The sequence below is a fragment of the Tabrizicola sp. genome (genome assembly GCF_041911175.1).
Lineage (GTDB): Bacteria > Pseudomonadota > Alphaproteobacteria > Rhodobacterales > Rhodobacteraceae > Tabrizicola.
Map to the genome: position 1 here is coordinate 1 of NZ_JAYRPN010000074.1, position 19,811 is coordinate 19,811.

The 19,811-nt window shown below is 62.9% G+C and carries 35 protein-coding genes and 1 pseudogene; 33 read left to right on the top strand and 3 right to left on the bottom strand.

Annotated elements, in window-relative coordinates; all coding sequences use genetic code 11:
- The 12 genes and pseudogenes from tuf to ACE3P6_RS09615 all read left to right on the top strand — a co-directional run.
- Window positions 1–154: pseudogene (tuf, locus tag ACE3P6_RS09560) on the top strand (elongation factor Tu); the annotation flags it as partial.
- Window positions 155–281: 127 nt separating this feature from the next.
- Window positions 282–590 (top strand): 30S ribosomal protein S10, encoded by a 309-nt coding sequence (gene rpsJ, locus ACE3P6_RS09565; RefSeq protein WP_149589319.1) that lies wholly within the window; start codon window positions 282–284, stop codon window positions 588–590.
- 15 nt (window positions 591–605) lie between these two features.
- Complete coding sequence (gene rplC / locus ACE3P6_RS09570; RefSeq protein ID WP_374394196.1) at window positions 606–1,319, top strand: 50S ribosomal protein L3; 714 nt, start codon at window positions 606–608, stop codon at window positions 1,317–1,319.
- Window positions 1,316–1,936 (top strand): 50S ribosomal protein L4, encoded by a 621-nt coding sequence (gene rplD, locus ACE3P6_RS09575; protein WP_374394198.1) that lies wholly within the window; start codon window positions 1,316–1,318, stop codon window positions 1,934–1,936. The genes rplC and rplD overlap by 4 nt, the downstream gene beginning before the upstream one ends.
- Window positions 1,933–2,253 (top strand): 50S ribosomal protein L23, encoded by a 321-nt coding sequence (locus ACE3P6_RS09580; protein WP_137110182.1) that lies wholly within the window; start codon window positions 1,933–1,935, stop codon window positions 2,251–2,253. Before rplD ends, ACE3P6_RS09580 begins: the two co-directional genes overlap by 4 nt.
- 136 nt (window positions 2,254–2,389) lie before the next feature.
- Window positions 2,390–2,923 (top strand): hypothetical protein, encoded by a 534-nt coding sequence (locus tag ACE3P6_RS09585; RefSeq protein ID WP_374394203.1) that lies wholly within the window; start codon window positions 2,390–2,392, stop codon window positions 2,921–2,923.
- 216 nt (window positions 2,924–3,139) lie between these two features.
- Window positions 3,140–3,979, top strand: a complete 840-nt coding sequence (gene rplB, locus ACE3P6_RS09590; RefSeq protein WP_374394206.1) for a 50S ribosomal protein L2 — start codon at window positions 3,140–3,142, stop codon at window positions 3,977–3,979.
- Between the two features lie 3 nt (window positions 3,980–3,982).
- Window positions 3,983–4,261 (top strand): 30S ribosomal protein S19, encoded by a 279-nt coding sequence (rpsS, locus tag ACE3P6_RS09595; RefSeq protein ID WP_374394209.1) that lies wholly within the window; start codon window positions 3,983–3,985, stop codon window positions 4,259–4,261.
- Between the two features lie 3 nt (window positions 4,262–4,264).
- Window positions 4,265–4,645 carry a 50S ribosomal protein L22 gene (rplV, locus tag ACE3P6_RS09600; protein ID WP_137110185.1) on the top strand — a complete coding sequence of 127 codons (381 nt, stop codon included), beginning with the start codon at window positions 4,265–4,267 and terminating at the stop codon, window positions 4,643–4,645.
- On the top strand, window positions 4,645–5,361 hold the full coding sequence (gene rpsC, locus ACE3P6_RS09605) for a 30S ribosomal protein S3 (RefSeq protein ID WP_374394212.1): 717 nt from the start codon (window positions 4,645–4,647) through the stop codon (window positions 5,359–5,361). Before rplV ends, rpsC begins: the two co-directional genes overlap by 1 nt.
- 13 nt (window positions 5,362–5,374) lie before the next feature.
- On the top strand, window positions 5,375–5,788 hold the full coding sequence (gene rplP / locus ACE3P6_RS09610; RefSeq protein ID WP_374394215.1) for a 50S ribosomal protein L16: 414 nt from the start codon (window positions 5,375–5,377) through the stop codon (window positions 5,786–5,788).
- Between the two features lie 79 nt (window positions 5,789–5,867).
- Entirely contained in the window at window positions 5,868–6,491 is a 624-nt protein-coding gene (locus ACE3P6_RS09615; RefSeq protein WP_374394218.1) for a TIGR02466 family protein, read from the top strand.
- Here ACE3P6_RS09615 and ACE3P6_RS09620 read toward each other — a convergent pair.
- Window positions 6,472–6,810 (bottom strand): type II toxin-antitoxin system RelE/ParE family toxin, encoded by a 339-nt coding sequence (locus tag ACE3P6_RS09620; protein ID WP_374394220.1) that lies wholly within the window; start codon window positions 6,808–6,810, stop codon window positions 6,472–6,474. The two genes, ACE3P6_RS09615 and ACE3P6_RS09620, sit on opposite strands and share 20 nt — an antisense overlap.
- A complete protein-coding gene (locus ACE3P6_RS09625) occupies window positions 6,807–7,049 on the bottom strand; it encodes a type II toxin-antitoxin system ParD family antitoxin (protein WP_374394222.1) in 243 nt (80 codons plus the stop codon). Before ACE3P6_RS09625 ends, ACE3P6_RS09620 begins: the two co-directional genes overlap by 4 nt.
- Before the next feature lie 154 nt (window positions 7,050–7,203).
- Here ACE3P6_RS09625 and brnA point away from each other — a divergent pair, with 154 nt between their 5' ends.
- The 13 genes from brnA to rpmD all read left to right on the top strand — a co-directional run bounded on the left by brnA (window position 7,204) and on the right by rpmD (window position 12,519).
- Window positions 7,204–7,437 (top strand): type II toxin-antitoxin system BrnA family antitoxin, encoded by a 234-nt coding sequence (gene brnA, locus ACE3P6_RS09630; RefSeq protein WP_374394225.1) that lies wholly within the window; start codon window positions 7,204–7,206, stop codon window positions 7,435–7,437.
- Between the two features lie 31 nt (window positions 7,438–7,468).
- Complete coding sequence (locus ACE3P6_RS09635) at window positions 7,469–8,059, top strand: hypothetical protein (RefSeq protein ID WP_374394227.1); 591 nt, start codon at window positions 7,469–7,471, stop codon at window positions 8,057–8,059.
- Between the two features lie 162 nt (window positions 8,060–8,221).
- Window positions 8,222–8,422 carry a 50S ribosomal protein L29 gene (gene rpmC, locus ACE3P6_RS09640; RefSeq protein WP_374394230.1) on the top strand — a complete coding sequence of 67 codons (201 nt, stop codon included), beginning with the start codon at window positions 8,222–8,224 and terminating at the stop codon, window positions 8,420–8,422.
- Between the two features lie 10 nt (window positions 8,423–8,432).
- On the top strand, window positions 8,433–8,666 hold the full coding sequence (gene rpsQ / locus ACE3P6_RS09645) for a 30S ribosomal protein S17 (protein ID WP_092899225.1): 234 nt from the start codon (window positions 8,433–8,435) through the stop codon (window positions 8,664–8,666).
- A 73-nt stretch (window positions 8,667–8,739) separates the two neighbouring features.
- Window positions 8,740–9,108: a 50S ribosomal protein L14 gene (gene rplN, locus ACE3P6_RS09650; protein WP_091302592.1), complete on the top strand. Its 369-nt coding sequence runs from the start codon at window positions 8,740–8,742 to the stop codon at window positions 9,106–9,108.
- A complete protein-coding gene (gene rplX / locus ACE3P6_RS09655; RefSeq protein ID WP_374394233.1) occupies window positions 9,108–9,413 on the top strand; it encodes a 50S ribosomal protein L24 in 306 nt (101 codons plus the stop codon). Before rplN ends, rplX begins: the two co-directional genes overlap by 1 nt.
- The gene (gene rplE / locus ACE3P6_RS09660) at window positions 9,413–9,973 is read left to right on the top strand and encodes a 50S ribosomal protein L5 (RefSeq protein WP_374394235.1); all 561 of its coding nucleotides are present in this window, start codon (window positions 9,413–9,415) and stop codon (window positions 9,971–9,973) included. The genes rplX and rplE overlap by 1 nt, the downstream gene beginning before the upstream one ends.
- Before the next feature lie 18 nt (window positions 9,974–9,991).
- Entirely contained in the window at window positions 9,992–10,297 is a 306-nt protein-coding gene (gene rpsN / locus ACE3P6_RS09665) for a 30S ribosomal protein S14 (protein WP_374394237.1), read from the top strand.
- 12 nt (window positions 10,298–10,309) lie between these two features.
- Complete coding sequence (gene rpsH, locus ACE3P6_RS09670) at window positions 10,310–10,708, top strand: 30S ribosomal protein S8 (RefSeq protein WP_374394239.1); 399 nt, start codon at window positions 10,310–10,312, stop codon at window positions 10,706–10,708.
- A 10-nt stretch (window positions 10,709–10,718) separates the two neighbouring features.
- On the top strand, window positions 10,719–11,252 hold the full coding sequence (rplF, locus tag ACE3P6_RS09675; protein ID WP_374394241.1) for a 50S ribosomal protein L6: 534 nt from the start codon (window positions 10,719–10,721) through the stop codon (window positions 11,250–11,252).
- A gap of 10 nt (window positions 11,253–11,262) precedes the next feature.
- Window positions 11,263–11,622 carry a 50S ribosomal protein L18 gene (gene rplR, locus ACE3P6_RS09680; RefSeq protein WP_374394244.1) on the top strand — a complete coding sequence of 120 codons (360 nt, stop codon included), beginning with the start codon at window positions 11,263–11,265 and terminating at the stop codon, window positions 11,620–11,622.
- 109 nt (window positions 11,623–11,731) lie between these two features.
- The gene (gene rpsE, locus ACE3P6_RS09685; protein WP_374394247.1) at window positions 11,732–12,304 is read left to right on the top strand and encodes a 30S ribosomal protein S5; all 573 of its coding nucleotides are present in this window, start codon (window positions 11,732–11,734) and stop codon (window positions 12,302–12,304) included.
- A gap of 2 nt (window positions 12,305–12,306) precedes the next feature.
- Window positions 12,307–12,519 (top strand): 50S ribosomal protein L30, encoded by a 213-nt coding sequence (gene rpmD, locus ACE3P6_RS09690; RefSeq protein WP_374394249.1) that lies wholly within the window; start codon window positions 12,307–12,309, stop codon window positions 12,517–12,519.
- A 127-nt stretch (window positions 12,520–12,646) separates the two neighbouring features.
- Here rpmD and ACE3P6_RS09695 read toward each other — a convergent pair whose 3' ends face one another.
- Window positions 12,647–13,429 (bottom strand): glycosyltransferase family 25 protein, encoded by a 783-nt coding sequence (locus ACE3P6_RS09695; RefSeq protein WP_374394251.1) that lies wholly within the window; start codon window positions 13,427–13,429, stop codon window positions 12,647–12,649.
- Window positions 13,430–13,656: 227 nt separating this feature from the next.
- Here ACE3P6_RS09695 and ACE3P6_RS09700 point away from each other — a divergent pair, with 227 nt between their 5' ends.
- The 8 genes from ACE3P6_RS09700 to rplQ all read left to right on the top strand — a co-directional run bounded on the left by ACE3P6_RS09700 (window position 13,657) and on the right by rplQ (window position 19,598).
- On the top strand, window positions 13,657–14,097 hold the full coding sequence (locus ACE3P6_RS09700; protein ID WP_374394253.1) for a GFA family protein: 441 nt from the start codon (window positions 13,657–13,659) through the stop codon (window positions 14,095–14,097).
- A gap of 229 nt (window positions 14,098–14,326) precedes the next feature.
- Window positions 14,327–14,806 carry a 50S ribosomal protein L15 gene (rplO, locus tag ACE3P6_RS09705; protein WP_374394256.1) on the top strand — a complete coding sequence of 160 codons (480 nt, stop codon included), beginning with the start codon at window positions 14,327–14,329 and terminating at the stop codon, window positions 14,804–14,806.
- Between the two features lie 102 nt (window positions 14,807–14,908).
- Complete coding sequence (secY, locus tag ACE3P6_RS09710; RefSeq protein WP_374394259.1) at window positions 14,909–16,279, top strand: preprotein translocase subunit SecY; 1,371 nt, start codon at window positions 14,909–14,911, stop codon at window positions 16,277–16,279.
- A 5-nt stretch (window positions 16,280–16,284) separates the two neighbouring features.
- Complete coding sequence (locus ACE3P6_RS09715; RefSeq protein WP_374394262.1) at window positions 16,285–16,935, top strand: adenylate kinase; 651 nt, start codon at window positions 16,285–16,287, stop codon at window positions 16,933–16,935.
- 180 nt (window positions 16,936–17,115) lie between these two features.
- Window positions 17,116–17,484, top strand: coding sequence for a 30S ribosomal protein S13 (gene rpsM, locus ACE3P6_RS09720; RefSeq protein ID WP_374394264.1), 369 nt, complete (start codon window positions 17,116–17,118; stop codon window positions 17,482–17,484).
- A gap of 13 nt (window positions 17,485–17,497) precedes the next feature.
- Complete coding sequence (gene rpsK, locus ACE3P6_RS09725; protein WP_137110207.1) at window positions 17,498–17,893, top strand: 30S ribosomal protein S11; 396 nt, start codon at window positions 17,498–17,500, stop codon at window positions 17,891–17,893.
- A gap of 122 nt (window positions 17,894–18,015) precedes the next feature.
- Window positions 18,016–19,032, top strand: a complete 1,017-nt coding sequence (locus tag ACE3P6_RS09730) for a DNA-directed RNA polymerase subunit alpha (protein WP_374394267.1) — start codon at window positions 18,016–18,018, stop codon at window positions 19,030–19,032.
- Between the two features lie 155 nt (window positions 19,033–19,187).
- Window positions 19,188–19,598 carry a 50S ribosomal protein L17 gene (rplQ, locus tag ACE3P6_RS09735; protein WP_374394269.1) on the top strand — a complete coding sequence of 137 codons (411 nt, stop codon included), beginning with the start codon at window positions 19,188–19,190 and terminating at the stop codon, window positions 19,596–19,598.
- Window positions 19,599–19,811: the final 213 nt, after the last annotated feature.

Genomic DNA, 19,811 nt, shown 5'->3' on the forward strand with positions numbered 1-19,811 from the left:
GCCGGAAGGCACCGAGATGGTGATGCCGGGCGACAACCTGAAGTTCGAGGTCGAGCTGATCGCCCCGATCGCGATGGAGGAGAAACTGCGCTTCGCCATCCGCGAAGGCGGCCGCACCGTCGGCGCTGGCGTCGTCTCGAAAATCATCGCGTAAGCGCTATTGCACTTCCGAAGGGCGGGTTGTATCAGCCCGCCCTTCGACCCCAGTTGTCGACGAATGAAACAGAACCTCTCGGGTGGGGCGCCGCGCTCCACGCCGATGTTCTAAAGGGAAAAAACCGATGCAAGGTCAGACCATCCGCATCCGGCTCCGCGCCTTCGATTACCGCGTGCTGGACGCCAGCACCCAGGAAATCGTGAACACCGCGAAGCGCACGGGTGCCCAGGTTCGCGGGCCCATTCCGCTGCCCAACAAGATCGAGAAATTCACGGTTCTCCGTGGTCCGCACATCGACAAGAAGTCGCGTGACCAGTGGGAAATCCGCACGCACAAGCGTCTTCTCGACATCGTCGACCCCACCCCGCAGACCGTGGACGCGCTGATGAAGCTCGACCTCGCCGCCGGCGTGGACGTCGAGATCAAAGTGTAAGGGGGCATGAAACAGATGCGCTCTGGAGTTATCGCAAAGAAGCTGGGCATGACCCGGCTGTTCCTGGCCGACGGCAAGCAGGTTCCGGTGACGGTCCTGCAGCTCGACAGCCTTCAGGTCGTGGCGCAGCGCACCGCTGACAAGGACGGCTACACCGCCGTCCAGCTCGGCGCTGGCGTTGCCAAGGCCAAACGCACCACTGCCGCGCAGCGCGGCCACTTCGCCAAGGCGAACGTGGCGCCGAAGCGCAAGATCGCGGAATTCCGCGTCTCGCCGGACTGCCTGATCGACGTGGGCGCGGAGATCACCGCCGACCACTACCTCGCGGGCCAGTTCGTCGACGTGGCGGGCACCTCGATCGGCAAGGGCTTTGCCGGCGCGATGAAGCGGCACAACTTCGGCGGGCTTCGCGCCTCGCACGGTGTGTCGGTCAGCCACCGTTCGCACGGCTCGACCGGCCAGTGCCAGGACCCCGGCAAGGTGTTCAAGGGCAAGAAGATGGCCGGCCACCTGGGTTCGGTCCGCGTGACCACGCAGAACCTGCAGGTCGTCCGCACCGATGCCGACCGTGGCCTGATCATGATCAAGGGCGCTGTCCCCGGGTCGAAGGGTGGCTGGGTCACTGTCAAGGACGCCGTGAAGAAGCCGGAAGCCAAGGACGCCCCGCGTCCCGCCGCGATCCGGTCCGCTGCTCCGGTGGCTGCAGCCGCCGAAGGAGGTGAAGCATGAAACTCGATGTGATCAAGCTGGACGGCAAGAAGGCCGGTTCCATCGACCTGGACGAAGCGCTGTTCGGCCTCGAACCCCGCGCCGACATCCTGCACCGCGTGGTCCGCTGGCAGCGTGCCCGCGCCCAGGCTGGCACCCATTCGGTGCTGACCCGTGCGGAAGTGTCGTACTCCACCAAGAAGATCTATCGCCAGAAGGGCACCGGCGGCGCACGCCACGGCTCCAAGAAGGCCCCGATCTTCCGTCACGGTGGTGTCGTCAAGGGCCCGATCCCGCGCAGCCACGCCCATGACCTGCCGAAGAAGTTCCGCGCTCTCGGGCTGCGGCACGCGCTCTCGGCCAAGGCCAAGGCGGGCGAGCTGGTGATCCTGGACGCGGCCACGCTGGCCGAGGCCAAGACCGCCAACCTGGCCAAGATGAAGTCGGAACTCGGCTGGAAGCGCGTGCTGATCATCGACGGCGCTTCGGTCGACGCGAACTTCGCTTTGGCCGCCCGCAACCTGGAGGGCGTGGACGTCCTGCCGACCATCGGCGCGAACGTCTACGACATCCTCAAGCGTGATACCCTGGTCATCACCAAGGCCGGTATCGAAGCCCTGGAGGCTCGCCTGAAATGAGCAAAGCACCGAAAACCGCTGCGGCCGTCAAGCCGGAGCATTACGACCTGATCAAGAAGCCGGTCATCACCGAAAAGGCCACCATGGCCTCGGAGGCGGGTGCCGTCGTGTTCCAGGTCGCGATGGACAGCACCAAGCCGCAGATCAAGGAAGCCGTCGAGGCGATCTTTGGCGTGAAGGTGAAGGCAGTGAACACCACCATCACCAAGGGCAAGGCCAAGCGTTTCCGCGGTCGCGCAGGCGAGCGTTCGGACAAGAAGAAGGCCTATGTCATGCTGGAAGACGGTCAGACGATCGACGTGACGACCGGCCTCTGAGCCTTTGGCTTGAGTGAAATGAGGGAGCCCCTGCCGGAAGGCGGGGGCTTTTTGCATGTGGTCTGACGAAGTCATGCCAGACTGGCAAGAAACTCCGGCGTTGTCCCAGTCGTGGTAAGCGCGCTAATATTTTCCTATGGATGACTTCGAAATCTCAGTAACAGAAGCGGCGGCCCGCCTCGGGAAGAACAAGCAACATGTGTTCAAGGTTTTGAAACGCCTAGGAATCACAGCAGCCCTGCAACGGTCAAGTGACGCCAGAGGCCAGAAAGTCGCTGTAATCCGACGTGCAGACTTCGAAACCCTGAAGGAGAATTTTCAAACCGCGTTCGTGGGCAATGGTGGGCCAACGAATGGTGGCCCAACCGTTGATTCCTCGACGACGGGGTTCTTCTACCTGATCCAGTTGGAGCCTGAGCATGATCCTGGGCGGTTCAAGTTGGGCTTTGCCTCAAGTTTGGACGAGCGCATGCGCGCCCACAGAACAGCAGCCCCGCTTGCTAAGTTGGTTAAGGCATGGCCGTGCAAGCTTCTCTGGGAGAAGACAGCTATTGAAAGCATTTCGTATGGGTTCGAAAGACTTCACACAGAGGTGTTCCGGGCTGCTCACATCAACGATGTGCTTCGAAAGTGTGAGAGATTCTTCGACGTAATGCCGCGAGAGATTTGACGATTTTCCAAGGCTAAGATTGCCTCTTCTACCCCTAGACTCCCCCCAACAACCCTGCTACTCCCCCGCCACGCCAGAAGCCCCGGATTCGTCCGGGGCTCTTGGTTTGTTCGTTCCCGATGCAGCCGCAGGAGGAGCAAGCACCTAATCGGGGATCTTCGGAGCCCTTCACCGCCGGGTGGCGACACCCGTGCAAGCAAACGGAAGACAGGAAACATGGCACTCAAGTCGTATAAACCGACGACGCCTGGCCAGCGCGGGCTGGTTCTGATCGACCGTTCGGAGCTGTGGAAAGGCCGCCCGGTCAAGCACCTCACCGAGGGTTTGAACCGTTCCGGCGGCCGGAACAACACCGGACGTATCACGATGTGGCACCAGGGCGGGGGCGCCAAGCGCCTGTACCGGGTGGTCGATTTCAAGCGTCGCAAATATGATATCCCGGCGGTCGTCGAGCGGATCGAATATGACCCGAACCGCACCGCCTTCATCGCGCTGATCAAGTATCAGGACGGTGAGCTGGCCTATATCCTCGCGCCGCAGCGCCTCGCCGTTGGCGACAGCGTCGTGGCCGGGGCCAAGACCGACGTGAAGCCCGGCAACGCGATGCCGTTCTCGGGCATGCCGATCGGCGCCATCGTCCACAACGTCGAGCTGAAGCCCGGCAAGGGCGGCCAGCTGGCCCGTGCGGCAGGGACCTACGCCCAGTTCGTCGGCCGCGACGGCTCCTACGCGCAGATCCGCCTGTCCTCGGGCGAGCTGCGGATGGTCCGCCAGGAATGCATGGCCACCATCGGCGCCGTGTCGAACCCCGACAACTCGAACCAGAACTTCGGGAAAGCCGGTCGCATGCGGCACAAGGGCATCCGCCCGACGGTGCGCGGCGTCGCGATGAACCCGATCGACCACCCGCATGGTGGTGGTGAAGGCCGCACCTCCGGTGGCCGTCACCCGGTCACCCCGTGGGGCAAGGGCACCAAGGGCAACAAGACGCGCAAGCCGAAGGCTTCTGACAGCCTGATCGTCCGCTCGCGCCACGCCAAGAAGAAAGGGCGTTAATTCATGGCACGTTCCATCTGGAAAGGCCCCTTCGTCGACGGCTACGTCCTGAAGAAGGCCGAGAAGGCCAAGGCTGGCGGCAAGGCGGAGGTGATCAAGATCTGGTCGCGCCGCTCTACCATCCTGCCGCAGTTCGTGGGTCTCACCTTCGGCGTCTACAACGGCAAGAAGCACGTCCCGGTCGCCGTGACCGAGGAGATGATCGGCCAGAAGTTCGGTGAATATTCGCCGACCCGGACCTACTACGGTCACGCCGCCGACAAGAAAGCGAAGAGGAAGTAAGCCATGGGTGCGGAAAAGAACCCCCGCCGCGTGGCGGACAACGAAGCGATGGCCGTGCTGCGCATGCTGCGCACGTCGCCGCAGAAACTGAACCTGGTCGCGGGCATGATCCGCGGCAAGAAGGTGGACAAGGCCTTGGCCGATCTGACCTTCTCCAAGCGCCGCATCGCCGGTGACGTGAAGAAGTGCCTGCAGTCGGCCATCGCCAACGCGGAAAACAACCACAACCTCGACGTCGACAGCCTTGTCGTGGCCGAGGCCTGGGTCGGCAAGAACCTGGTGATGAAGCGGGGCCGTCCGCGGGCTCGTGGCCGGTTCGGCAAGATCATGAAGCCGTTCTCGGAAATCACCATCAAGGTCCGTCAAGCCGGGGAGACCGCGTAATGGGACAGAAGGTTAACCCGATCGGGATGCGCCTCCAGGTCAACCGCACCTGGGACAGCCGCTGGTTCGCCGAGTCGAAGGACTACGGCAACCTGCTGCTGGAAGACCTCCGCATGCGCGAGTTCATCCACAAGGAGCTGAAGGCCGCCGGCATCAGCCGCGTGATCATCGAGCGTCCGCACAAGAAGTGCCGTGTGACCATCCACACCGCGCGTCCGGGCGTGATCATCGGCAAGAAGGGCGCCGACATCGAGACGCTTCGCAAGAAGCTGACCGTGTTCACCAAGTCCGAGCTGCACCTCAACATCGTCGAAGTGCGCAAGCCGGAACTGGATGCCCAACTGGTGGCTGAATCCATCGCGCAGCAGATGGAACGCCGCGTCTCCTTCCGTCGCGCGATGAAGCGCGGCGTGCAGAACGCGATGCGCATGGGTGCCCTCGGCATCCGGGTCAACGTGTCGGGCCGCCTCGGCGGGGCCGAGATCGCCCGGACCGAATGGTACCGCGAAGGCCGCGTGCCGCTGCACACGCTGCGCGCCGACATCGACTATGCGCTGTCGGAAGCCGAGACCCCCTACGGGATCATCGGTGTGAAGGTCTGGATCTTCAAAGGCGAAATCCTTGAGCATGATCCCCAGGCCCATGATCGTCGTCTTGCCGAAGCGGCTGACGGCCCGGCCCCCCGTGGCCCGCGCCGCGACCGCGAACGCGCCTGAGGAGTGACATAAGATGCTGCAACCAAAGCGCACCAAGTATCGCAAGATGCACAAGGGCCGCATCCACGGCGAAGCCAAGGGTGGGTTCCTGATCAACTTCGGCTCCTACGCCCTCAAGGCGACCGAGCCCGAGCGCGTCACCGCGCGGCAGATCGAAGCGGCCCGCCGCGCGATCACCCGCCACATGAAGCGCCAGGGCCGGGTCTGGATCCGGATTTTCCCGGACGTTCCGGTTTCGGCCAAGCCGGTCGAAGTCCGGATGGGCTCGGGCAAGGGGTCGACCGACTACTGGGCGGCCAAGGTCAAGCCCGGCCGGATCATGTTCGAGATCGACGGCGTGAACGACGAGATCGCGCGTGAGGCCCTGCGCCTCGGCGCGATGAAGCTCCCGGTCACCACGCGGATCGTCGCGAAGGAAGACTGGTAAGGAGTCGGGGTGAACCCCGACCTACAGTTCGGCCCCCGCTGGCAACGGCGGGGGTCTTCTCGTTCAAAGGAACGCGGATATGCCCGACATCACCTCCCTTTTCGTCACCCGCCTCTACCGCGCCAAGCTGAACGAGCTTGCCAAAAAGAAGCTCGACTATGACGAGCTGCGCCTCACCTGCGAGACGGTGGCCGAGGATGACGAGGCCGGGCAGGGCTGGTGCGAGGCGAACGGCTATCCCGGCTACACCTCATATGCCTCCTTGAACGACCTGCCCTGGCGGATGCCGATCTTCGGCGCGCTGGAAAAGGCGCTCGACGCCCATGTCGCGGCCTTCTGCAAGGACCTCGGCTTCGACCTCGACGGCAAGAAGCTGAAATGCAACGCCCTCTGGATCAACATCCTACCCGAGGGCGGCACCCACGCCTCCCACATCCACCCGCATTCGGTGATCTCGGGCACCACCTATGTCGCGATGCCGGAAGGGACCAGCGCTCTGAAACTGGAAGACCCCCGCCTGCCGATGATGATGCTGGCCCCCGTGCCGCTGAAAACCGCGCCACAAGAGCTGCAGCGGTTCGTCTATGTGAAGCCCTCGGTCGGCGAAGTGCTCCTGTGGGAAAGCTGGCTAAGACACGAAGTCCCGATGAACATGTCCGAGGAGGAGCGGATCTCGGTCAGCTTCAACTATGGGTGGGCTTAGAGGGAGGTTCTTCCGCATAAGCAAGCGCCTTCAGGTTCCTCGACTGATGGACAATGCGCGAGACGACAACCTCACCGCCCGCGTGTCGCACCGGGATGAAGAAGATCAGATGTCGCCCGACGGTCAGCGAGCGCATCCCCGCAAGAAACTGACCGCGATTTTGGCCGCACGCCGGGTCGGCGGCGATGCGGTCAAATCCGGCCTGGAGCGCGGAAAAATACTTCAGCCACTGAGCCTCGCCCCAGATTTCTTCGGTGTAGCGCCGCGCATCATCAAGGTCTCGCATTGCCCGAAGCGTCAGGCGTATTTGGCCTGTCACTTCCGAAAGGCGCGGGGTTCGAAGGCTACCGGGTCGAAAACAACATAGTCGCCGCGTTCGGCCTCTGCGGCGGCTTCTTCCAGTTCGGCCTTCAGGCGATAGAACTCCCTTGCGCCATCGTCCTCCATCATCATGCGAAGACCGGCACGCAGGACTTCGGAGACGTTGGAGAAAGCGCCGGACTTGATCTGTCCGTCAACATACTCTTCCATCTGCTTGGTCAGGTGAATGTTCGGCATCGTCGGCCCTCCATATGGCAGATCATAGCAGATACTGACATAGTGCGGCAAGTCGACCCGTAGGGTGCGCTACAGCGCACCGTCCGCTGGTGCGCTGTAGCGCACCCTACATTTTCGCCCTATGCTTCCGCCAGCGACACACAGGGTAACGGCGATGAAGGCTCCTGAATCCATCACGGCTGAAGAGCTGGACGAAATGTTCGACAACGGCGAGGACATCAGCGCCTATGTCGACTGGTCCAAAGCCCGCCGCCCCAACCAAGAGCCGAAACGGGTGAACGTGGACTTCCCGGCCTGGATGGTGCGGGATCTCGACAAGGAAGCCGGGCGTCTGGGCGTGACCCGGCAGTCGCTGATCAAGATGTGGATTGCGGAGAAGTTGGGGTAGGGTGCGCAGGGTCGGTTGAGGAGTTCTTCGAATGCCCATAATGCTTTGCGACGCTGGCACGCAGCCTGGAATCGATCTGGCCCAGCCGGCGTCTTGGCAACTTGCTGATCTCTATGCAAACTGGCTCCCCCGACCGATTGAGATTCACCTCCTCGGCCTCAATCAGCGATGGCCACTCGCTGGTCTGTTCCCGCAGGTCGAAAGGCGCGAGATCACGTTAGGACAGTGGCGCCTGTATGTCGGAGCGTGTCTTCAGGGCCAAATACTGAACGGCGGAGTTGAGCAGTTCGTGTTTAACTGCCCCGGCTTGGTTTGCGATGCCAAACTATTGACGAGCGCTGTCGGCCCAGACGAACTCGGCAAACAATATGAAGAGGCTACTCGGGGAACGCTCGAAGTCTTGGATAGCTTCGCCAGTGCGGATCCTTGGGCGGAAGGCGAAGCACTTGATCCTCTTTGGGCGGCCTATGAGCAAATTGAACTGTCCGAGGACGACATCTATTATCTGGACGCGATGTTCATGTGGGAACAAGTGCCCGTGCCGAAGCATGGCGAGCAACTTGCGGCCTCGCTGGTGAAAATGTGCTTGGAGCACCCAGAGGACTTCGTGTCGTCAAACTGAGCAAGGCCTCTCAACTTCCCCCTTGCCCCCCGCCGCCTTCCCCCCTATAGGACGCCATCCAGCGATTCCGGGCCTCCGGATTCGTTGGTTTGTCATTGATCCGCCAGGTCCTCGGTGACCCTCCCGTAGGGGCCGTCTGGCGATTGTGGAAAAGGAAGCGGCATGAAAGCCGAAGAACTGAAGACGAAGACGCCGGACCAGCTGCGCGACAGCCTGGTCCAGCTCAAGAAGGAAGCCTTCAACCTGCGCTTCCAGCAAGCGACCAACCAGCTTGAGAACACCGCCCGCATGCGTGCCGTCCGTCGCGACGTCGCCCGCATCAAGACCGTTCTCGGCCAAAAAGCCGCCGAAGCTGCGAAGTAAGGGGAAAGCCATGCCGAAACGTATCCTCACGGGCACCGTCACCTCGGACAAGAACGAGCAGACGATCACCGTTTCCGTCGAGCGCCGCTTCAAGCACCCGCTGCTGCAGAAGACCGTTCGGAAGTCGAAGAAATACCGCGCTCACGATGCGGAGAACAAGTTCAAGGTCGGCGACACCGTGCGCATTGAAGAATGCGCGCCGATTTCGAAAACCAAACGCTGGACGGTCGTGGTCGAGGCGTAAGCCGGAACCCCAGCCAACCAGCTGAACGAAACCCCGGGGCTGAAATCAGTCTCCGAAGGTCGGGAGAAGACCAATGATCCAGATGCAGACGAATCTGGATGTGGCTGACAACTCCGGCGCACGCCGGGTGCAGTGCATCAAGGTTCTTGGCGGTTCGCACCGCCGTTATGCTTCCGTGGGCGACATCATCGTGGTGTCGGTCAAGGAGGCGATTCCGAAAGGCCGCGTGAAAAAGGGGGACGTCCGCAAGGCCGTCGTCGTTCGCACCGCCAAGGAAGTCCGCCGTGAAGACGGCACCACCATCCGTTTCGACCGCAACGCCGCCGTCATCCTGAACAACCAGGGCGAGCCGGTCGGTACCCGTATCTTCGGGCCGGTCGTGCGTGAGCTGCGTGCCAAGAACTTCATGAAGATCATCTCGCTGGCTCCGGAGGTGCTCTGATGGCTGCGAAACTCAAGAAGGGTGACACCGTCGTCGTGCTCACCGGCAAGGACAAGGGCAAGAAGGGCGAAATCAGCGCCGTCATGCCGTCCGAGAACAAGGCCGTGGTCGATGGCGTGAACATCGCGATCCGCCACACCAAGCAGTCGGCGCAGAACCAGGGCGGTCGCCAGCCGAAGGCGATGCCGATCGACCTGTCGAACCTTGCCATCGTGGACAAGAACGGCAAAGCGACCCGCGTCGGCTTCCGCATGGAAGGTGACAAGAAGGTCCGTTTCGCCAAGACCACCGGGGAGGCGATCTGATGCTCGACCAAGCCAGCTACACGCCGCGCCTGAAAGCCGAATACAAAGGCAAGATCCGCGCCGCGATGAAGGAAGAGTTCTCGTACAAGAACGACATGATGATCCCGCGTCTGGACAAGATCGTCCTGAACATGGGCGTCGGCGAGGCGGTCAAGGACACCAAGAAGGTGAAGCAGGCCGCCGAGGAACTGGGCCAGATCGCCGGTCAGAAGGCCGTGATCACCAAGGCCAAGAAGTCGATCGCCGGCTTCCGCGTCCGTGAAGAGATGCCCTTGGGCACCAAGGTCACGCTGCGCGGCGACCGGATGTACGAATTCCTCGACCGGCTCATCAACGTGGCTCTGCCCCGCGTCCGCGACTTCCGCGGCGTGAAAGGCTCGAGCTTCGACGGCCGCGGCAACTATGCCATGGGCCTGAAAGAGCACATCGTGTTCCCCGAGATCAACTTCGACAAGGTCGACGAGGTTCTGGGGATGGACATCATCATCTGCACCACCGCGAACTCCGACGCGGAAGCCAAGGCGCTGTTGAAGCATTTCAACATGCCCTTCACGTCGTAAGCGCGAGGAACCTGAGATATGGCAAAGAAATCCATGGTGAACCGCGAAGTGAAGCGGGCGAAGCTGGTGAAGCAGCATGCTTCCAAGCGCGCCGGCCTCAAGGCGGTGATCAACGACCAGTCGAAGCCGATGGAAGAGCGTTTCAAGGCGACTCTGAAACTGGCCGAAATGCCCCGCAACTCGTCGGCGACGCGGATCCACAACCGCTGCCAGCTGACGGGCCGTCCGCATGCGTTCTACCGCAAGCTCAAACTCTCGCGCATCATGCTGCGTGACCTGGCCTCGTTCGGCCAGGTCCCCGGCATGGTCAAGTCCAGCTGGTAAGGGAGGCATCACATGTCCATGAACGATCCTCTCGGCGATATGCTGACCCGTATCCGCAACGCCCAGATGCGCGGCAAGTCCACCGTGACGACCCCCGCCTCGACGCTGCGCGCCCGCGTGCTCGACGTGCTCCTGTCCGAAGGCTACATCCGTGGCTACGAAAAGGCAGAGACCGCCAACAAGCAGGGCGAATTCACCATCAGCCTGAAGTACTACGAAGGCGAGCCCGTGATCCGCGAAGTGAAGCGCGTCTCGAAGCCCGGCCGTCGCGTGTACATGGGTGTGAGCGAGCTTCCCTCGGTCCGCAACGGCCTGGGCGTCGCCATCGTCTCCACGCCCAAGGGCGTTCTGTCGGATGCAAATGCACGCGCTGCCAATGTCGGCGGCGAAGTGCTTTGCACCGTGTTCTGAGGAGGGTTCCATGTCTCGTATCGGCAAGAAACCCGTCACGCTCGTCAAAGGCACCTCTGCCTCGATCTCTGGCCAGACCATCGAAGTGAAGGGTCCGAAAGGCACCCGCAGCTTCACCGCAGGCGACGACGTCACCCTCACCATCGAAGGTGATGCGGTGAAGGTCACCCCGCGCGGCCTCTCGAAGCGCGCACGCCAGCAGTGGGGCATGACCCGCTCGATGATCGACAACCTGGTGACCGGCGTTACCTCCGGCTTCAAATCGGAACTGGAAATCCAGGGCGTCGGTTACCGTGCGGCAATGGCCGGCAACGTGCTGAAACTGTCGCTCGGTTATTCCCACGAAGTGAACTTCGACGTGCCGAAGGGGGTGACCATCACCGTCCCGAAGCAGACCGAAATCACCGTGGAAGGCATCGACCAGCAGCTTGTTGGCCAGGTGGCCGCGAACATCCGCGAATGGCGCGCGCCCGAGCCCTACAAGGGCAAAGGCATCCGCTACAAGGATGAGTATATCTTCCGCAAGGAAGGCAAGAAGAAGTAAGGGTGGCAAAATGGCTTTGAAAAAACGCGAGCTGTTCCTCAAGCGCCGCCTGCGCGTCCGGAACAAGATCAAGGCGACCGCGCATGGTCGTCTGCGGCTGTCGGTGCACCGCTCGTCGAAGAACATCAGCGTCCAGCTGATCGACGACGTGAAGGGTGTGACGGTGGCGAGTGCCTCCACGCTGGAGAAAGACCTCGGCGTGGTCGGCAAGAACAACGTCGAGGCTTCGGCCAAGGTCGGCGCGGCGATTGCCGAGCGGGCGAAGAAGGCCGGGGTCGAGGAGTGCTACTTCGACCGTGGCGGCTTCCTCTTCCACGGCAAGATCAAGGCGCTTGCCGATGCAGCCCGCGAAGGCGGTCTGAAGTTCTGATACCGGCGGGCAGCGGCAACGCTGCCCCGATGATCCGGGCCCCGGACCTGATCCGGGGCACCAGGATCGGCTTTAACGGCGCATCGCGCCACCACGAAGGAATTGCCATATGGCAGAACGTGAGAACCGCCGGGAGCGTCGTGACGACCGTCGCGACAACCGCCCGGAAGAAACCCCGGAATTCGCCGACCGCCTGGTCGCGATCAACCGCGTCTCGAAAACCGTCAAGGGTGGCAAGCGCTTCGGCTTTGCGGCTCTGGTGGTCGTCGGCGACCAGCGCGGCCGCGTCGGCTTCGGCAAGGGCAAGGCCAAGGAAGTGCCGGAGGCGATCCGCAAGGCTACCGAACAGGCCAAGCGCTCGATGATCCGCGTGGCACTCAAGGACAGCCGCACGCTGCACCACGACATGGAAGGCCGCCACGGCGCCGGGAAAGTCGTGATGCGGACCGCCGTGGCCGGTACGGGCATCATCGCCGGCGGCCCGATGCGCGCCGTGTTCGAGATGCTGGGCATCCAGGACGTCGTCGCCAAGTCGATCGGCTCGCAGAACCCCTACAACATGATCCGCGCCACCATCGACGGGCTGAAGCACGAAGCCTCGCCCCGCTCGGTCGCGTCGCGCCGTGGCAAGAAGGTTGCGGAAATCCTCCGCAAGCCTGAAGCCGAAACCGTGGAGGCCTGAACATGGCTGCCAAGAAAACCGATGCGGCGAAGAAGACCATCGTCGTGAAACAGGTCCGTTCGGCCGCCCGCCGTCCGGCGGTGCAGACCGCGACGCTGAAGGGCCTCGGCCTGAACAAGCTGAACCGCACCCGCGAGCTGGAGGACACCCCCTCCGTCCGTGGCATGGTGAACGCGATCAGCCACCTGGTCGTGATCGTCGAAGAACGCGGGTAATGTAGGTCGGGGTTCACCCCGACTCTCCGCCATCAAATGCCCTCGCGCAAACCCGGGGGCGTTTTGCATTTGCGGATGGTGATCTCACGGCAGCGCGCAAGCGCAGGGACTCACCAATCGACCCTTGTTATGCTTGGAACCCCGGATCGATCTGTCGGCTCAACCGGCGGCGCAGCTGGCGGGTCCAGGCGGTGGCGGTGAAGATGCGCCGCCAGCGGCTGCCATGTCCCGCATTGAAATCGAAGCTCGGTGGAAACACCTGCTCGCGGCCTTCCTGAATATAGGAATGCGATTGTCCGGGTGGCGGGTGGCGGATGATCGAGGGCACGGTCAGCCTGGCCCCAACCTGGGTCATGTCGGCCGGCCAATCCGCCCGGGCCCGCAGCGGATGGGATGCAGCCGCCAGATGCCGCGCCGCCCGGGCAGACAGGCAGTAGCCGACATTCATGAAGGCGTTCTCGGCCAGCCGGGCCAGCCGCACGGTGGGTAGTATCTCGCGCCCGGGGCCCCTGTAGATCCGCGCGGTGAAGCAGAAGAACTGGATGAAATCGGCCGCGCGATATCCGCCGCTCCGATAGAAGGCCGCGAATTCTGATGTCAGGATTGCGTCATCCTCCAGCACCACCGCGCCCGGCAGCCCCTCATCCAGAATGCGGGCATAGACCAGCTGATGGCTTAGCGCGCAGGCAAATTCGCTATCGCTCATCGGATAGCCATAGTGACGTGCTGCCCCGTCGCGGTCGATCCGGGACTCCCATTCGGCCGGCAGGGTCGTGCGCCCGTCGATGGCGTCGACAAAGCTGAATGCCAGCCCTGCGTCCTGCAATTGCGCAGCGATCTCGGAACGGCGCTGGGTGGCGATCTCAAGCGAAACGACGAATATCGGCCAATGAAAAGGCGGCGATGGCATGTGTCACCTTGTCGAAACATCTGGCTGCGTCCTTATAGAATGGCCCGGCTGTGCTGAACAGCGGATATTCTTTCGCCCGGGGCGCACCGTTCGCCGACGCCCGAACGTGCCTCCCCGGCGCCCAGCATATCAACCTATTGTCCGATTACCCGCGCCCCGCTTCTGATGCTAGGCTTCTCCGGCGACTCACCCCGTGGGGGCCGGAGAGCACTAGGGAGGAACCATCAATGACCACGCATTATTCCGGCGGCTGCCAGCACGTTCATGTCACCGCGACGGCTGAGCCGATCGACAACCACGAATGCCACTGCAACGTCTGCAAGTCGGTGACGGGCCAGCACACGACCCATGTCGCCTTCTTCAACCACGGCGACATCCAGGTCGACCATCCCGAGAAGATCAAGCGCGTGCCCTTCAACAAGGACAACCCGAATGGTCCGTTGGAAATCTGCCTCTGCACCGATTGCGGGGCCGTCCTGATGCTGGACGACAAGCAGGGCCGCATCCGCGTCGCGGTGCCGAACGTGATGGGCTACGACGACGCCAAGTTCCCCAAGGCCACCTACCACGCCTTCTGGGACGAGACGAAGGGCTATCCCGCGCCGCAGGATGGCCGCCCGGTCTATTCCGGCCTCCAGCCGACTTTCGTCTGGCCCAAGGGAGCGTAGGTCGGGGTTCACCCCGACTCCCCAATAGTTAACCCCACCCTAACGGAAAATCGTAACCCGTTGGAATCATTCGACAGGGCGAGGTTGTCCACCGTGGACAGCCTCAGCCTTGCTTTCCGGGGAGACCTCGTGTATCGCCCCCCGGTGGCCAGTCCCGGCCATGAGAATCAAGAAAAGCCGTGGTCGCCCCGTTCTCGCTTCGGGGGCGTTTCCGGCAAGGAGAAGCGATATGAAACTGCATGAACTCGCCGACAACGAAGGCGCGGCGAAGAAGAAGAAGCGCGTGGCGCGCGGCCCGGGTTCGGGCAAGGGCAAGACCGCCGGGCGCGGGATCAAGGGCCAGTCGTCCCGCTCGGGCGTGGCTCTGGGTGGCTACGAAGGCGGCCAGATGCCGCTGTATCGCCGCCTGCCGAAGCGCGGTTTCACCAAGCCGAACAAGCTGCACTACTCGGTGGTCAACCTGGGCCTGATCGAGAAATTCATCGCCGCCGGCAAACTGAACGCCAAGGAAGAGATCACCGAGGACGCGCTGGTCGCGGCCGGCGTGACCTCCAACAAGCGCGACGGCATCCGCGTGCTGGCCAAGGGCGAGCTGAAATCCAAGGTCACCCTGACCGTGACCGGCGCCTCGGCTTCTGCCGTGGAAGCGGTCGAGAAGGCGGGCGGCAAGGTCACGCTCCTGGCACCGGTCGCGGCTGCGGCTGAATAAGCATTGTGAGCGGCCCCAAGGTCGCTTACATCACTGTCCAGTTTTCCCGCGCCGCCGAACCGGAGAACGGTCCGGCGGCGCTTGGCTTGAAAGAGACCTGACATGGCATCTGCTGCAGAGCAAATGGCGGCGAACCTCAGCTGGGGCATGCTCGGCAAGGCAACCGACCTGCGCCAACGCATCTTCTTCACGATCGGGCTACTGATCGTCTACCGGCTGGGCACCTACATCCCGGTTCCCGGCATCGACGGCGAAGCGCTGCGTCAGTTCATGGAGAAGGCGGGGCAGGGCATCGGCGGCATGCTGAACCTGTTCACCGGCGGCGCTGTCAAGCGGATGGGCATCTTCGCGCTGGGGATCATGCCCTACATCAGCGCCTCGATCATCGTGCAGCTTCTCTCCACGATGTACGGCCCCTGGCAGCAGCTGAAGAAGGAAGGCGAGCAGGGCCGCAAGAAGCTGAACCAGTTCACCCGCTATGGCACGGTCGCGCTGGCGGTCATGCAGGGCTACGGCATCGCGATGTCGATCCAGAGCGGCGGGCTGGCGCACAATCCGGGCCTGTTCTTCATTGCCGCCTGCGTCATCACCCTGGTCGGCGGCACCATGTTCCTGATGTGGCTGGGCGAGCAGATCACCGCGCGCGGCATCGGCAACGGCATCTCGCTGATCATCTTCGTCGGCATCGTGGCGGAAATTCCGCGGGCGATCGCGCAGTTCTTCGAGCAGGGCCGGACCGGCGCGCTGTCGACCCCGGTGATCCTGGGCGTGATCCTGATGGTCGTGGTCGTCATTGCCTTCGTCGTCTTCATGGAGCGGGCGCTGCGCAAGATCAGCATCCTCTACCCCCGTCGTCAGGTCGGGATGAAGGTCTATGAGGGTGGTTCGTCGCACCTTCCGATCAAGGTCAACCCTGCGGGCGTGATCCCGGCGATCTTCGCTTCGTCGATCCTTCTGCTGCCGACCACGGTCTCCACCTTCTCGGGCGGCGGCACCAACCCGGTACTGTCGTGGCTTGCGGCGAACCTGGGCTATGGCCAGCCGCTGCACCTGGTCTTCCTGACCGGGATGATCGTGTTCTTCGCCTATTTCTACACGCTCAACGTCTCGTTCAAGGTCGATGAAGTTGCCGAGAACCTGAAGAACCAGAACGCCTCGGTTCCCGGTATCCGTCCAGGCAAGAAGACCGAGGAATACCTGGAATATGTGGTGAACCGCGTCCTTGTGCTGGGGTCGGCCTATCTGGCTGCGGTCTGCCTGTTGCCCGAAATCCTGATCAGCCGCGTCGGCATACCGTTCTACTTCGGCGGGACCTCGGTGCTGATCGTCGTTTCGGTCACGATGGACACGATCCAGCAGGTCCAGTCGCACCTTCTGGCGCATCAGTATGAGGCGCTGATCGAGAAGTCGCAGCTGCGCGGTCGCAAGAAGCCGGGCGCCAAGGCGGCGCCGAAGGCTCCGGCGCGGCGCTGACGCAGATGGCGAACATCATCCTTCTGGGGCCGCCGGGCGCGGGCAAGGGAACGCAGGCCAAGCGGCTGGAAGAGACGCGCGGCATGGTGCAGCTTTCCACCGGCGACATGCTGAAGGAGGCCATCGCCAAGGGAACCGAGCTGGGTCGCCGCGTCGAAGGCATCATGGCGCGGGGCGAGCTGGTGACGGACGAGATCGTCATCGGCCTGATCGAGGCGAAGATGAAGGATGGCGCCAAGGGCGGTTTCATCTTCGACGGTTTCCCGCGCACGCTGAAGCAGGCCGATGCGCTGGCTGACCTGATGACCCGCACCGGCGCCACGCTGGACCGCGTGATCGAGATGCAGGTCGACGACGCGGCGCTGGTGGCCCGCGTCACCGGTCGCTTCACCTGCGGGAACTGTGGCGCGGTCTATCACGACGTTACCCGACCGACGAAGATCGCGGGCACCTGCGATGTCTGTGGCAGCACGAACCTGAAGCGGCGGGCCGACGACAACGAGGAAACGCTCAAGACCCGGCTGATGGAATACTACAAGAAGACCTCGCCCCTGATCGGCTACTATTATGCCAAGGGGCAGCTTTCCGCCGTCGACGGGCTGGCCGAAGTGGAGGACGTTGCCGGTGCCATTGCCAAGGTTCTTGACAAAGCCTGAAAAACTGATCTCGCGGCCTTGACGGCCCCGGGAAAAGCCCATAAAGCACGGCGTCCCGCGGTGGAATCGCCTTGCGGGCCTTCCATATTGGAAGTTCGTATCGCCGGGCCAACAGCCCGTGCGGTGTTGTGAAAAAAGGTTCTGGCGCTACGGAACCGCAACCGAAGAAGGACGACACGTTTGGCACGTATTGCTGGCGTCAACATTCCGACCGCGAAACGGGTTCCGATCGCGCTCACCTACATCACCGGGATCGGCCCCCACACCGCCCAGACCATCTGCGAAGCGCTGAAGATCGACGCGGCCCGCCGCGTGAACCAGCTGACCGATGCCGAGGTTCTGGCGATCCGCGAATACATCGACGCGAACCTGACTGTCGAAGGCGACCTGCGCCGCGAAGTCACGATGAACATCAAGCGTCTGATGGACCTGGGCTGCTACCGTGGCCTGCGTCACCGCAAGGGCCTGCCGGTCCGCGGCCAGCGCACGCACACCAACGCCCGCACCCGCAAAGGCCCCGCGAAGGCCATTGCCGGCAAGAAGAAATAAGGGGGTCTGACCAATGGCACGCGATACCAAGACCGCCCGCACCAAGAAAAAAGAACGCAAGAACATCGCCGCTGGCGTGGCGCATGTGAACTCGTCGTTCAACAACACCAAGATCCTGATCTCGGACGTCCAGGGCAACGCGATCTCGTGGTCGTCCTCGGGCACGATGGGCTTCAAGGGCTCGCGCAAGTCGACGCCCTACGCCGCCCAGATGGCCGCCGAAGACGCGGGCCGCAAGGCGCAGGAACATGGCGTCCGCACGCTGGAAGTCGAAGTGCAGGGCCCCGGTTCGGGCCGTGAATCGGCTCTGCGCGCGCTGGCCGCGGTGGGCTTCCAGATCACCTCGATCCGCGACGTGACTCCGCTTGCGCACAACGGCTGCCGTCCGCCGAAGCGCCGCCGCGTCTAAGCATTTGAATACGGCCGGGCCGTGGGGAGGCGTCTCCTCGCGGCCCGGTTTTCGTCGTTTACGATCCTCGGGCGTCCGCCAGCTTTCGGACATCGGCAGCGGACAAGAATAGGGGCTTCAGAATGATCCATAAGAACTGGCAGGAACTCATCAAGCCGACGCAACTGGTCGTGAAGCCGGGGGCAGATGCCGCCCGCGTCGCGACGGTGATCGCCGAGCCCCTGGAGCGCGGCTTCGGCCTGACGCTGGGCAACGCGCTGCGCCGCGTGCTGATGTCTTCGCTGCAGGGGGGCGCGATCACCTCCGTCCAGATCGACAACGTCCTGCACGAGTTCTCCTCGGTGGCCGGTGTCCGCGAGGACGTGACCGACATCGTCCTGAACCTCAAGGGCGTCAGCATCAAGATGGATGTCGACGGGCCGAAGCGGCTGTCGATCTCGGCCAAGGGGCCGGGCGTCGTGACCGCGGGCGACATTTCGGAATCGAACGGCATCGAGGTCCTGAACAAGGACCATGTGATCTGCCACCTCGACGAGGGCGCCGACGTGTTCATGGAGCTGACCGTGAACACCGGCAAGGGCTATGTCTCGGCCGACAAGAACCGCCCGGAAGATGCGCCGATCGGCCTGATCCCGATCGACGCGATCTATTCGCCGGTGAAGAAGGTGTCGTATGAAGTCACGCCCACCCGCGAGGGCCAGGTGCTGGACTATGACAAGCTGACGATGCGGATCGAGACGGATGGCTCGCTGACGCCGGATGACGCAGTGGCCTATGCCGCGCGCATCCTGCAGGACCAGCTGTCGATCTTCGTCAACTTCGAGGAACCCGAATCGGCCAAGGTCGGCGAGATCGACTCGGGCCTGGAGTTCAACCCGCTGCTGCTGAAGAAGGTGGACGAGCTGGAGCTTTCTGTCCGTTCGGCCAACTGCCTGAAGAACGACAACATCGTCTATATCGGCGACCTGATCCAGAAGACCGAGGCGGAAATGCTCCGCACCCCGAACTTCGGCCGCAAGTCGCTGAACGAGATCAAGGAAGTGCTTTCGGGCATGGGTCTGCATCTCGGCATGGACGTCGAAAGCTGGCCGCCGGAGAACATCGAGGACCTGGCCAAGCGCTTCGAGGACCAATTCTAGGAGTCGGGGTGAACCCCGACCTACGTATGGCGGGGTTCACCCCGCCTTGCGAAATGCCCGGCAATCCGGGGAACCCTGGGCAATCCCGCCCCAACGACGCGAGGCCAAACGCAGGGCCCGCAACACAAAGCAAAACGAGACCATAGGAGACCATCATGCGTCACGCCCGCGGCTACCGCCGCCTGAACCGTACCCACGAACACCGCAAGGCGCTGTTCGCCAACATGGCCGGCTCGCTGATCGAGCACGAGCAGATCAAGACCACCCTGCCCAAGGCCAAGGAACTGCGCCCGATCGTCGAGAAGCTGATCACGCTGGCCAAGCGCGGCGACCTGCATGCCCGTCGCCAGGCCGATGCGCAGCTCAAGGAAGACAAGCACGTCGAGCGCCTGTTCGCGATCCTCGGCCCGCGCTACAAGGACCGTCAGGGCGGCTATGTCCGTATCCTGAAGGCGGGCTTCCGCTATGGCGACATGGCTCCGATGGCGATCATCGAATTCGTTGACCGCGACACCAGTGCCAAGGGCGCTGCCGATCACGCCCGCACGGAATCGGCCGAAGCCTGAGGCGCAATCGTCGCATCCGATCATGAGGCCCGCTGAAAGGCGGGCCTTTCTTTTTGAAATGGTTGAATTCTTCCCACATTCTCCAAGTAAGTCGCTGATTTCGCTGTCGCAATCGTGATATTTCGCATATAAATCATGGCGTTGACGGCTGCGAGGGGCGCGTTTCATGGATCACCTGGAGGGTGCGGGCTTGGCGCGGGGAGATCGGGTTGA

Excerpts from the sequence above, each read along its gene's own strand:
- rpmD (WP_374394249.1), top strand. The coding sequence starts at position 12,307 with ATGGCTGCCAAGAAAACCGATGCGGCGAAGAAGACCATCGTCGTGAAA.
- rpmC (WP_374394230.1), top strand. The coding sequence starts at position 8,222 with ATGAAAGCCGAAGAACTGAAGACGAAGACGCCGGACCAGCTGCGCGAC.
- rplE (WP_374394235.1), top strand. The coding sequence starts at position 9,413 with ATGCTCGACCAAGCCAGCTACACGCCGCGCCTGAAAGCCGAATACAAA.
- rplO (WP_374394256.1), top strand. The coding sequence starts at position 14,327 with ATGAAACTGCATGAACTCGCCGACAACGAAGGCGCGGCGAAGAAGAAG.
- rplF (WP_374394241.1), top strand. The coding sequence starts at position 10,719 with ATGTCTCGTATCGGCAAGAAACCCGTCACGCTCGTCAAAGGCACCTCT.
- rpsK (WP_137110207.1), top strand. The coding sequence starts at position 17,498 with ATGGCACGCGATACCAAGACCGCCCGCACCAAGAAAAAAGAACGCAAG.
- rplR (WP_374394244.1), top strand. The coding sequence starts at position 11,263 with ATGGCTTTGAAAAAACGCGAGCTGTTCCTCAAGCGCCGCCTGCGCGTC.
- rplC (WP_374394196.1), top strand. The coding sequence starts at position 606 with ATGCGCTCTGGAGTTATCGCAAAGAAGCTGGGCATGACCCGGCTGTTC.
- ACE3P6_RS09715 (WP_374394262.1), top strand. The coding sequence starts at position 16,285 with ATGGCGAACATCATCCTTCTGGGGCCGCCGGGCGCGGGCAAGGGAACG.
- ACE3P6_RS09730 (WP_374394267.1), top strand. The coding sequence starts at position 18,016 with ATGATCCATAAGAACTGGCAGGAACTCATCAAGCCGACGCAACTGGTC.
- ACE3P6_RS09615 (WP_374394218.1), top strand. The coding sequence starts at position 5,868 with ATGCCCGACATCACCTCCCTTTTCGTCACCCGCCTCTACCGCGCCAAG.
- rpsN (WP_374394237.1), top strand. The coding sequence starts at position 9,992 with ATGGCAAAGAAATCCATGGTGAACCGCGAAGTGAAGCGGGCGAAGCTG.
- rpsH (WP_374394239.1), top strand. The coding sequence starts at position 10,310 with ATGTCCATGAACGATCCTCTCGGCGATATGCTGACCCGTATCCGCAAC.
- rplQ (WP_374394269.1), top strand. The coding sequence starts at position 19,188 with ATGCGTCACGCCCGCGGCTACCGCCGCCTGAACCGTACCCACGAACAC.
- ACE3P6_RS09695 (WP_374394251.1), bottom strand. The coding sequence starts at position 13,429 with ATGCCATCGCCGCCTTTTCATTGGCCGATATTCGTCGTTTCGCTTGAG.
- rplN (WP_091302592.1), top strand. The coding sequence starts at position 8,740 with ATGATCCAGATGCAGACGAATCTGGATGTGGCTGACAACTCCGGCGCA.
- rpsQ (WP_092899225.1), top strand. The coding sequence starts at position 8,433 with ATGCCGAAACGTATCCTCACGGGCACCGTCACCTCGGACAAGAACGAG.
- rplV (WP_137110185.1), top strand. The coding sequence starts at position 4,265 with ATGGGTGCGGAAAAGAACCCCCGCCGCGTGGCGGACAACGAAGCGATG.
- rpsE (WP_374394247.1), top strand. The coding sequence starts at position 11,732 with ATGGCAGAACGTGAGAACCGCCGGGAGCGTCGTGACGACCGTCGCGAC.
- rplD (WP_374394198.1), top strand. The coding sequence starts at position 1,316 with ATGAAACTCGATGTGATCAAGCTGGACGGCAAGAAGGCCGGTTCCATC.
- rplP (WP_374394215.1), top strand. The coding sequence starts at position 5,375 with ATGCTGCAACCAAAGCGCACCAAGTATCGCAAGATGCACAAGGGCCGC.
- brnA (WP_374394225.1), top strand. The coding sequence starts at position 7,204 with ATGAAGGCTCCTGAATCCATCACGGCTGAAGAGCTGGACGAAATGTTC.
- secY (WP_374394259.1), top strand. The coding sequence starts at position 14,909 with ATGGCATCTGCTGCAGAGCAAATGGCGGCGAACCTCAGCTGGGGCATG.
- ACE3P6_RS09635 (WP_374394227.1), top strand. The coding sequence starts at position 7,469 with ATGCCCATAATGCTTTGCGACGCTGGCACGCAGCCTGGAATCGATCTG.
- ACE3P6_RS09585 (WP_374394203.1), top strand. The coding sequence starts at position 2,390 with ATGGATGACTTCGAAATCTCAGTAACAGAAGCGGCGGCCCGCCTCGGG.
- rplX (WP_374394233.1), top strand. The coding sequence starts at position 9,108 with ATGGCTGCGAAACTCAAGAAGGGTGACACCGTCGTCGTGCTCACCGGC.
- rpsJ (WP_149589319.1), top strand. The coding sequence starts at position 282 with ATGCAAGGTCAGACCATCCGCATCCGGCTCCGCGCCTTCGATTACCGC.
- rpsS (WP_374394209.1), top strand. The coding sequence starts at position 3,983 with ATGGCACGTTCCATCTGGAAAGGCCCCTTCGTCGACGGCTACGTCCTG.
- ACE3P6_RS09580 (WP_137110182.1), top strand. The coding sequence starts at position 1,933 with ATGAGCAAAGCACCGAAAACCGCTGCGGCCGTCAAGCCGGAGCATTAC.
- ACE3P6_RS09700 (WP_374394253.1), top strand. The coding sequence starts at position 13,657 with ATGACCACGCATTATTCCGGCGGCTGCCAGCACGTTCATGTCACCGCG.
- rpsC (WP_374394212.1), top strand. The coding sequence starts at position 4,645 with ATGGGACAGAAGGTTAACCCGATCGGGATGCGCCTCCAGGTCAACCGC.
- ACE3P6_RS09625 (WP_374394222.1), bottom strand. The coding sequence starts at position 7,049 with ATGCCGAACATTCACCTGACCAAGCAGATGGAAGAGTATGTTGACGGA.
- rplB (WP_374394206.1), top strand. The coding sequence starts at position 3,140 with ATGGCACTCAAGTCGTATAAACCGACGACGCCTGGCCAGCGCGGGCTG.